This window comes from Hydrogenobaculum sp., assembly GCF_049967395.1.
Taxonomy (GTDB): Bacteria; Aquificota; Aquificia; order Aquificales; family Aquificaceae; genus Hydrogenobaculum.
Window position 1 is genome coordinate 19,901 of sequence record NZ_JBMFST010000014.1, and the last position, 7,924, is coordinate 27,824.

The 7,924-nt window shown below is 35.6% G+C and carries 10 protein-coding genes; all 10 read right to left on the reverse strand.

Features of this window, described 5'->3' with window-relative positions:
* Window positions 1-13: 13 nt before the first annotated feature.
* The 10 genes from ACP5S8_RS03340 to uvrC are packed head-to-tail and all read right to left on the reverse strand — an operon-like array spanning window position 14 to window position 7,902.
* A complete protein-coding gene (locus tag ACP5S8_RS03340; protein WP_461875681.1) occupies window positions 14-1,372 on the reverse strand; it encodes a dihydrolipoyl dehydrogenase in 1,359 nt (452 codons plus the stop codon).
* A gap of 39 nt (window positions 1,373-1,411) precedes the next feature.
* The gene (locus ACP5S8_RS03345; protein WP_461875682.1) at window positions 1,412-1,759 is read right to left on the reverse strand and encodes a hypothetical protein; all 348 of its coding nucleotides are present in this window, start codon (window positions 1,757-1,759) and stop codon (window positions 1,412-1,414) included.
* A gap of 17 nt (window positions 1,760-1,776) precedes the next feature.
* Window positions 1,777-2,898 (reverse strand): Retroviral aspartyl protease, encoded by a 1,122-nt coding sequence (locus tag ACP5S8_RS03350; protein ID WP_461875684.1) that lies wholly within the window; start codon window positions 2,896-2,898, stop codon window positions 1,777-1,779.
* Between the two features lie 25 nt (window positions 2,899-2,923).
* Window positions 2,924-3,700, reverse strand: coding sequence for a polyprenyl synthetase family protein (locus ACP5S8_RS03355; RefSeq protein WP_461875685.1), 777 nt, complete (start codon window positions 3,698-3,700; stop codon window positions 2,924-2,926).
* A complete protein-coding gene (locus ACP5S8_RS03360; protein WP_461871247.1) occupies window positions 3,697-4,626 on the reverse strand; it encodes a dihydroorotate dehydrogenase in 930 nt (309 codons plus the stop codon). Before ACP5S8_RS03360 ends, ACP5S8_RS03355 begins: the two co-directional genes overlap by 4 nt.
* Window positions 4,627-4,671: 45 nt before the next feature.
* Window positions 4,672-5,121: a hypothetical protein gene (locus tag ACP5S8_RS03365; RefSeq protein WP_461875686.1), complete on the reverse strand. Its 450-nt coding sequence runs from the start codon at window positions 5,119-5,121 to the stop codon at window positions 4,672-4,674.
* Entirely contained in the window at window positions 5,118-5,435 is a 318-nt protein-coding gene (locus tag ACP5S8_RS03370) for a nucleotidyltransferase domain-containing protein (RefSeq protein ID WP_461875688.1), read from the reverse strand. The genes ACP5S8_RS03365 and ACP5S8_RS03370 overlap by 4 nt, the downstream gene beginning before the upstream one ends.
* Entirely contained in the window at window positions 5,432-5,905 is a 474-nt protein-coding gene (locus ACP5S8_RS03375) for a hypothetical protein (RefSeq protein WP_461875689.1), read from the reverse strand. The genes ACP5S8_RS03370 and ACP5S8_RS03375 overlap by 4 nt, the downstream gene beginning before the upstream one ends.
* The gene (locus tag ACP5S8_RS03380) at window positions 5,902-6,195 is read right to left on the reverse strand and encodes a nucleotidyltransferase domain-containing protein (RefSeq protein ID WP_461875690.1); all 294 of its coding nucleotides are present in this window, start codon (window positions 6,193-6,195) and stop codon (window positions 5,902-5,904) included. The genes ACP5S8_RS03375 and ACP5S8_RS03380 overlap by 4 nt, the downstream gene beginning before the upstream one ends.
* Before the next feature lie 9 nt (window positions 6,196-6,204).
* Window positions 6,205-7,902 carry an excinuclease ABC subunit UvrC gene (gene uvrC, locus ACP5S8_RS03385; protein ID WP_461875692.1) on the reverse strand — a complete coding sequence of 566 codons (1,698 nt, stop codon included), beginning with the start codon at window positions 7,900-7,902 and terminating at the stop codon, window positions 6,205-6,207.
* Window positions 7,903-7,924 lie beyond the last annotated feature (22 nt).

Below are 7,924 nucleotides of genomic sequence, written 5' to 3' on the forward strand. Positions count from 1 at the left end.
GAAATAAGACATTTCAAAATAGTTTTCTAGCAGCCTTTGATATGCACTCTTGAGTCATGGGATGCTGATCTTGATATTCTGCCAAATCTCTAGCGGTGGCACCAAGCTTTATAGCAAGTCCAAGATGGGATACCAATTGCTCTGCATCTGTGCCAACTATGTATGCACCTACAAGCTTTAAGCTTTTGGCATCAAAAAATAGCCTTAACTCACCCTCTTCACCGTATATTTCAGCCCTTGAGTCCTCTTTCAAATCAAAAGATGTCTCTACTATGTCCATATTTAGATTTTCAGCTTTTTCTTTGGTAATACCCACAAAAGCCATAGCAGGTATGGTAAAAACGGTAAAGGGTACATTTTCAAAATCAGCGTAATCAACAGGTGTATTGTTTGCCATAATGTTGTGAGCACAAACAAGAGATTGCCTTATGGCTGTATGAAAAAGAGGAATTTTGCCGTTCACATCACCAGAAGCATATATATGAGGTATGTTTGTCTGGCAAGCGCTGTTTACATCTATAGCTTTACTAATTTTTAAAAAGTTTTGAGCACCTTCTGGTATAACTGGCTTTCTACCAACAGCCATAAGCACTTCATCCACCTCTACAGATTTTACAGCATCATCTTGTTTGTAATAAAGGACCTTTTTCTTATCTTTTAAAGCTATCTCTTGGACTTCCACCGATGTAAATATCTTGATATTTTTGGGAAGGTATTTTAAAAGCGTTTGAGTAGCGTACCTATCTATGCCAGCTAAAACCCTATCTAGCTTTTCAAATATATAAACGTTAGAGCCAAGGTTCGCAAAATAAAACGCCGTTTCTAAACCTATATATCCACCACCCACTATAGCAAATTCTTTAGGTACGTAAGTGAGGTTTGGATTTAACTTGTATATATCTGTACTAGTTATAGCATATTCTTTTCCTTTTATGGGCGGTACAAACACATCAGCCCCAGAGGCTATTATTATATATTTTGCTTTTACAACTTCTTCCCCCTTGTCGCTTTCTACAACAACTGTGTGTTCATCTTTAAAGCGAGCTACACCTTTTATAAGCTTTAAGTTTTTAAAAGCCTTTAACTCTTCTTCATGAAGTTTATATCTTATATTTTGAACCTCGTCCTTTTTGGATAGGATACGCTTATAATCCATTTCAACATCAACATTGTTAAAAACTTTAAACCTAAGATAAGTGTGAATTTGCTCTCTTATAGCTTTTGAAGGCACACACCCTTCAGCTAAACAATTGCCACTCATTACCCCCTTTTTATCCACCATCAAGACGCTAAATCCAGCCCTAGCGAGCCTAAAAGCCCCAGGATAAGCCCCGCCTCCAGCACCAATGGTAAGCACATCAACTTCTATCATAATATTATTATATGCTTAAAATATAAATTATTCGTTAATTTATTTGATCATCTTTGCTTTTGTTATCAAATTCCCCACCACTCCAAAAGTAGTGTATTCAAACTTCCCTTGCGGGCAATAGTATTCCCACTTTGCCATTCTAAGAGGTGCTCTAAAAAGAAGCTTCTTGGTACAACTATCAGCATTTTGAATAAAGTAAGAAGCTGGCGCAAGATTCCTTTGAGACCTAGCTATTACTTCAAAAACGTTGCCATTTGCGTCTGTCTTAACATAGTAAGTAAAAGTTTTACCTTGAATTTTCTGATAACCTAAATGAGGGGTATTTTGCAAAACAACAGCTTTTTCTTGAGCTATACTTGTTAAAGGCTGACCTAAAAATATATGCACATTACACCTCCTTTATATCATGGGTTTATGGATATACCCTGCACAAGCCCTTGATTGTTGAGAACCCATACAAACGTATGCCTTAACATCTCAGGTAGTCCAAAGTCTTCATAGCCAACGCTTGAATAAGAACCAGCATCCACTGTAGCACCTATCATCAAATCCCATTGAACACCGCTTGAACAAAAGTTAGCAGGAGGCTCTGTCGTAAAGCTAGTACTATAGTTTGTAATTTTATAAGCGATGGTAAAACCACCGTTTAGCAAACCATTACCAAGACAGTTATTTTCATCAGATGATGATGAAAAATTAGGTATTTCTGTTTGAAACACATCTGTGGTTAGAAAGTTAAGATTAGAACCTGTGTCAAAAAATGAATCACCAGCTGTAAAAGAAGGCTTTGACGAGGTATAAGAAGGAAATATAGCTGTAGTAGATGGGAAACCACCAGCATAAGACAAAAGGGTATTGCTATTACCAGCATAAATCCCAAAACTTATCTGACCTATTGGTGTAGTAGGAGAAACGTTTGCATAGAACGTGTTAGATAATGGATAAAATTCTATCGTATAAGAATTTACACCGTATTTTTGAGCAAGGTATGTAGGGTAAGAAAGACCAGCTAAATGAGAACCAGATGAGTTAATGCCAACATCCATTATGTTTAGCCCAGAATCTAAACCAAAATCTCCCTGGGCTTCAAAATAACTTGGAAATGCGTTGCCAGAGGTATTTACACCTATAGGCATCACCACACAAGTGTTAGTTATATTTGGATTTAGGCACACAGTTGCACTTGCCATTGTACCAGAAACAGTAGAACCATCTCCAAAAACACTGTAAAACATATAATCTGTATAATCAGAAGATGGAATGTTAACAGCCGATTGATTTACCACCAAACCAGATGCACCGGTATCAGCCAGCAATTGAACAGGTTGACCATCTATATAAACTGTAACAATTGGCTCGTTTTGATAATCAGTGCCTTGATAAAGGTATGTAGCAAAAGATGAACTAAGCTGTGGTGCATTAGAAGATGAATCACTTCCTCCACCACAAGAGGCTAAACCAATAGAAAGCGCTCCGATAAGCATGCCATTAAACAAAAGCTCTTTTGAAAGATTAAACTTTTTCATAATAATCGCTCCATTTTTTTAATATCTATATGCCAAAGCTTATAAAATCTACATACTCTTTAAGATAAGAAGATACGCTTGTTTTAGTTATAAGAGTGAGAATATTATTTTTATAATCTTGTATAAGTTTTAAAAGAGGTTTTTCGCCTAAAACAACGTAAGCACCGTCTTTATCTTTAAAATCGTCCACCAGTTGAAATAGTATACCTATGTTGTATCCGAGCTTTTCGTATAAAGAAAAATCTACACCTTTTAATATTGATGGTATAACCAAAGAGGTTTTTATAAGGGCGGCGGTTTTTAAAGAGGCCACTTTAAGAAAATCCTTTTCGCCTTTTATATCGTAAACTTGACCAGCTACCATACCCTCTATGCCTGCATTTTTAGAAACATAGTTTACCACTTTCGCAAGGTTTTTAGGGTTTTTATACAAAGATTCATCTGATAATATATCAAACGCAAGGCTAAGCAGTCCATCTCCCGCCAAAAGCGCAATATCTTGACCAAAGACTTTATGGCAGGTGGGCTTGCCTCTTCTTTCATTGTCGTTGTCTAACTCTGGCATATCATCGTGAATAAGGGAGTAGTTGTGAATAAACTCAACAGCACATCCAAGGGTTATAGCATCATCCTCATCCAAAGCGCAAGCATACCCACCTATTACAGATAAAACAGGTCTTATCCGTTTACCCTCTTGAAAAACATAATAGCTCATCGCCTCGTACAAGACTTTTGGCTCAAAAGGTGTTAAAAGCTCCCTCAGCCTTTTTTCTATCTTTGGTTTTAAATCATCAAAAATCATTTTATATCCAATCTATGGGCTCTTCCTATTAGTTCTTTGAAATGTTTTAGGTTTTTAGCATCTAAATGATTTTTTATACCTTCTATCACGTCTAAAGGGCTTAATGGTTTGTAAAAGTTTGCAGTGCCAACTTGCACAGCGCTAGCTCCTGCTAGTATATGCTCTAAGGCATCTATATGTGTGGTAATCCCACCAACGCCTATAATAGGTATTGCTTTGCCGTACTTTTCGTAGGTTTGCCATATCATCCTAACGGCTATTGGAAGTATAGCAGGGCCAGACAACCCACCCGTTTTTGTGGCAAGAAGTGGCCTTTCGTTGTATATATCTATTTTCATACCAATAAGGGTATTTATAAGGACTATGCCGTCAGCTTTTGCCTCTATGCATATCTTCGCAAATTCGGTTACATCGGTTACGTTTGGAGACAGCTTCACAAGAAGGGGTTTTTTTGCAAAAGCCTTTATCTTTTCTATCAAAGATCTAAGCACTACAGGGTCTTGGCCAAAAACCACACCGCCTTTTTTTACATTAGGGCAAGACACGTTTAACTCGTAAGCCACAATCTTTGGCACATCCTCTAAAATCCTTATTACCTCTACATACTCTTCTTCGGTTTCTCCAAAAACGTTTGCTATAAAATGTGTATCTATATCTTTTATAACCGGATATATTTTTTTAATAAAAGCCTCAACACCGGGATTTTGAAGCCCTATAGAATTTAGCATGCCACAAGGGGTTTCTGCAATCCTTGGCATGGGGTTTCCTTCTCTTGGTCTTAAAGAAAGTCCTTTTGTTACCACCGCTCCCAGCTTTGATATATCGTATATATTAGCCCCTTCAACGCCGTATCCAAAAGTCCCAGACGCTACCCATACAGGGTTTTTAAACTTTATACCAAAAAGCTCTATCTCCAACTTATCCATTCTTATTTATTTTAGCATAAATATTTACAAGCCCCTTGTGCAGTCTCATATATAAGGTCTTATTTTCTCTTTCATAAAATCGTAAATCTTAATTAGATTTTCTGCTGATTTTATGGACTCTTTTAGCTCTTCTATCAGTGTTTCTTTCTCCCATGGGTATGTGTGCATCAAGAGATTTCTTATCTTTCTTAACTCTTTCCATTGGTTTGAAGAAGGTAGAAACCCAATCTGCTCTAACCTATTTAATATATCTATAAAAGGCTTACTCCTTGCCTCTTCGCCAAGATATTCAAGAATCAGAGGAAATAGCTTATCTCCCATGGTATCTTGCATTTTTGAAAATCTAAATAAAAATGCATCTATTGTTTCAACCTTTTCTGGATCCTCTAATATGTCTAAATTAAGATTTCCAAACCCTTTTATCTTTTCCAAAACATATATAAGCCTTTCTTTATGCTTATCTATCTCTTCAAAAACTATGTTTATATCTTTCATAAAATCCTAATACCAGTGTTTTTAGCTTCTTGACAGTGTCTTTCTTGACATCCATAAGGACTCACTACAACATCTACTTTTTGCTCTCCAATCTTATTCTCTAATCTAACCAAAAATTCTATTTTCTTTTTAACAACCTTCTCAATATCAAAATCTTTTATCTCGATATAGATATCTATGTCCCCGCCTTTTTTGTTTAAATCAGTCCGACTACCAAATATCCAAGCCATTATATCACTTCCAAACACTTCCAAAGCTACTTCTTTTATAGCTTCTATTTCCTCTTTTTCTAACCTTATTTCATGAGTTTTCATTTTATATAGCCTTTATTTGCTGCATATTGTTTTAAATTATTGGAAATTTCTAAAAGAACGTACATTTGCTCTATGGCTTTTTTAAAAGTTTCTTTTAGCTCCAAATTTCTTTCCCATATGTATTCGTGGGCGATTTTGTTTCTTAGGTCTCTTAAATTGACTATTAATCTGTAATCTTCTACTATCCCTCTTTTTTCTGCTCCTATTATTATATCTAAAGTGGTTTTCATGTTTTTATCTTCAAGTTCTAACACATCTAAACTGCGCAAAACTCTATTTATAAACATATCAACGCTTCTAGAAAACCTAGCAAGGAAAAGATCTACCACCTCCAACTCTTTTTTTGTAAAGCTGGTTTTGTTTAAATTTATTTGTTTTGCTTTTTTAAAAGTGTCTTGGCACCACTCTATAGTTTTATCAAAAGCCTCTAACTCTCTTTTAAAGTTTTCAAGTTTCCTCATTTCTTTCATATTTCTACTGCTTCTTCATAAATCATACTAACAAAAGGTGAGCTTTCTGGATCTTTTGCTCTTACTATGTCTATTTTCCTATCACCTAGCTTTATTAAAAGCTCTGCTCTGATGCTTAACTCAGCATCAAGGTCTATTTTATCAGATAAAATAAGAATGTCTATATCCCCGCCTTTTTTAGAAAGGTCTGCTCTGCTTCCAAATATAAATATTTTTGCATCTTTGTCGTAAGCTTTTATACTCTCTTTTATAGCTTTTATCTCTTCATCGTCTAACCTTACTTTCTTCATAAGATTATTTTATATATCTCCAAGCATCTTTTTCACACTTTCTTTTATAGATTTTGATATGCCAAGTTTTTTAAGCTTTTCATCGTCAGATTTTATAAAATCATAAAGGCTGTCAAAATGTCTATATATGATTTCTCGTTTTATCTTACCAACGCCTTTTACCTTTGATAGCGTATCTTTTATAAACTCTTTTGAGCGTAGGTTTCTGTTGTAGGTTATGGCAAAACGGTGCGCTTCGTCCCTTAAAAGCCCAAAGACTCTATAAAGAGCTTGGTTGTTTTTTATGGGGATCTCAAGTCCATCTTCTGTGTAAATAATTTCTTCTTTCTTTGCCAAAGAGCAAATGTATATGTTTAATAAAAACTTTTCTTTTACCTCAATACCCATTGAAAGCTGACCCTTGCCGCCGTCTATAAGCCACATATCTGGAGCTTTGTCCTCTTTTGAGACTATCCTCTTTGCCCTTCTTGATAATACTTCTTTTAAAGAGGCAAAATCATCTATATAGTCTACGGTTTTTATCCTATACCTTCTATACTTTGATTTGTTTAAACTGCCATCTTCCCATACCACCATAGAACCTACAGTATATTGACCTTGAAAGTGGCTTATATCAAAGCATTCTATCAGTTTTGGGGCTTTTCTTCCAAAAAGCTTTAAAAATTCATTTTCAAACTCTGAGGTATCTGGTTTTAAAACTACATTCTTCTCTATTATCTTCAAAAGCGGCTTTGGAATGTTGTTTGAAAACGTTGCATCTTTTCGCTTTGATTTTATAAAAAGCTTAAAATGTTCTGTTAGTTCAAAATTTGCCACAATTTTTTTAGGTATTATATTTGACATATAATAAGTGCCAAGCATCTCTTCATAATTTATAATAAGTTCATTGTTTAAACGAAACTCCTTATGAGCTACCAAACGCTTGTTTCTTATTATAAAAAGCCACAAACTATAACCCTCCAAATAAAACACATCCGCCTCTTCTATATCGTATAAAAACACTCCTTGTCCATCCACTATATTTTGAAGCACAAGCACTTGGTCTCTTAGAAACGCAGCTTTTTCAAAAGCCAAACTTGAAGCGTATTGCTCTATCTTCTCATAAAGAGTGGGAAGCACATCTTTTACGTTGCCAGACAAAAAGGCTTTTGCAGATTTTACGCTTATGGCGTAGTCTTCTTTGGATATTAGGTTAGCACAAGGACCAGAGCAAAGCCCAAGGTGATAATCCATACAAGGGGTCGGTCTTTTTGGCATCTCCTCGCAAGTTCTAAGCCTAAAAGTAGCATGTATGAGCTTTTTAATCTTTAGGGCTTTGTTTATATTTAAAAACGGTCCAAAAGCTTCTCCTTTCTCAGAAGTGTCTCTGGTGATTTTAACAGTAGGATAGTCATCGTCTGTGACGAGTATAACAGGGTAGCCGCTACCGTGTTTTAAAAGCACGTTGTATTTTGGCTTATGAGTCCTTATCAAATCCATCTCCAACAAAAGAGCTTCGTATTCGTTGTTGGTTACTATCCATTCAAGATGAGTAGAATGTCTAAATATGTTATCTTCTTTTCTAGAGTTTTCTCTTTCCTTCAAATGCTGAAGCAACCTCTTCTTTATGTTTACAGCCTTGCCTATATAAACATGGTGCTTTTGATTTTTAAAGATGTAAACGCCCGGCTCTTCAGGAGCTTTTTCTATAAGTTCAGCGAATTCCATATCAGATTATATCAGTAAACAT

Coding starts and splice junctions, on each gene's coding strand:
- ACP5S8_RS03340 (WP_461875681.1), bottom strand. CDS start 1,372: ATGATAGAAGTTGATGTGCTTACCATTGGTGCTGGAGGCGGGGCTTAT.
- ACP5S8_RS03350 (WP_461875684.1), bottom strand. CDS start 2,898: ATGAAAAAGTTTAATCTTTCAAAAGAGCTTTTGTTTAATGGCATGCTT.
- ACP5S8_RS03355 (WP_461875685.1), bottom strand. CDS start 3,700: ATGATTTTTGATGATTTAAAACCAAAGATAGAAAAAAGGCTGAGGGAG.
- ACP5S8_RS03360 (WP_461871247.1), bottom strand. CDS start 4,626: ATGGATAAGTTGGAGATAGAGCTTTTTGGTATAAAGTTTAAAAACCCT.
- ACP5S8_RS03365 (WP_461875686.1), bottom strand. CDS start 5,121: ATGAAAGATATAAACATAGTTTTTGAAGAGATAGATAAGCATAAAGAA.
- ACP5S8_RS03370 (WP_461875688.1), bottom strand. CDS start 5,435: ATGAAAACTCATGAAATAAGGTTAGAAAAAGAGGAAATAGAAGCTATA.
- ACP5S8_RS03375 (WP_461875689.1), bottom strand. CDS start 5,905: ATGAAAGAAATGAGGAAACTTGAAAACTTTAAAAGAGAGTTAGAGGCT.
- ACP5S8_RS03380 (WP_461875690.1), bottom strand. CDS start 6,195: ATGAAGAAAGTAAGGTTAGACGATGAAGAGATAAAAGCTATAAAAGAG.
- uvrC (WP_461875692.1), bottom strand. CDS start 7,902: ATGGAATTCGCTGAACTTATAGAAAAAGCTCCTGAAGAGCCGGGCGTT.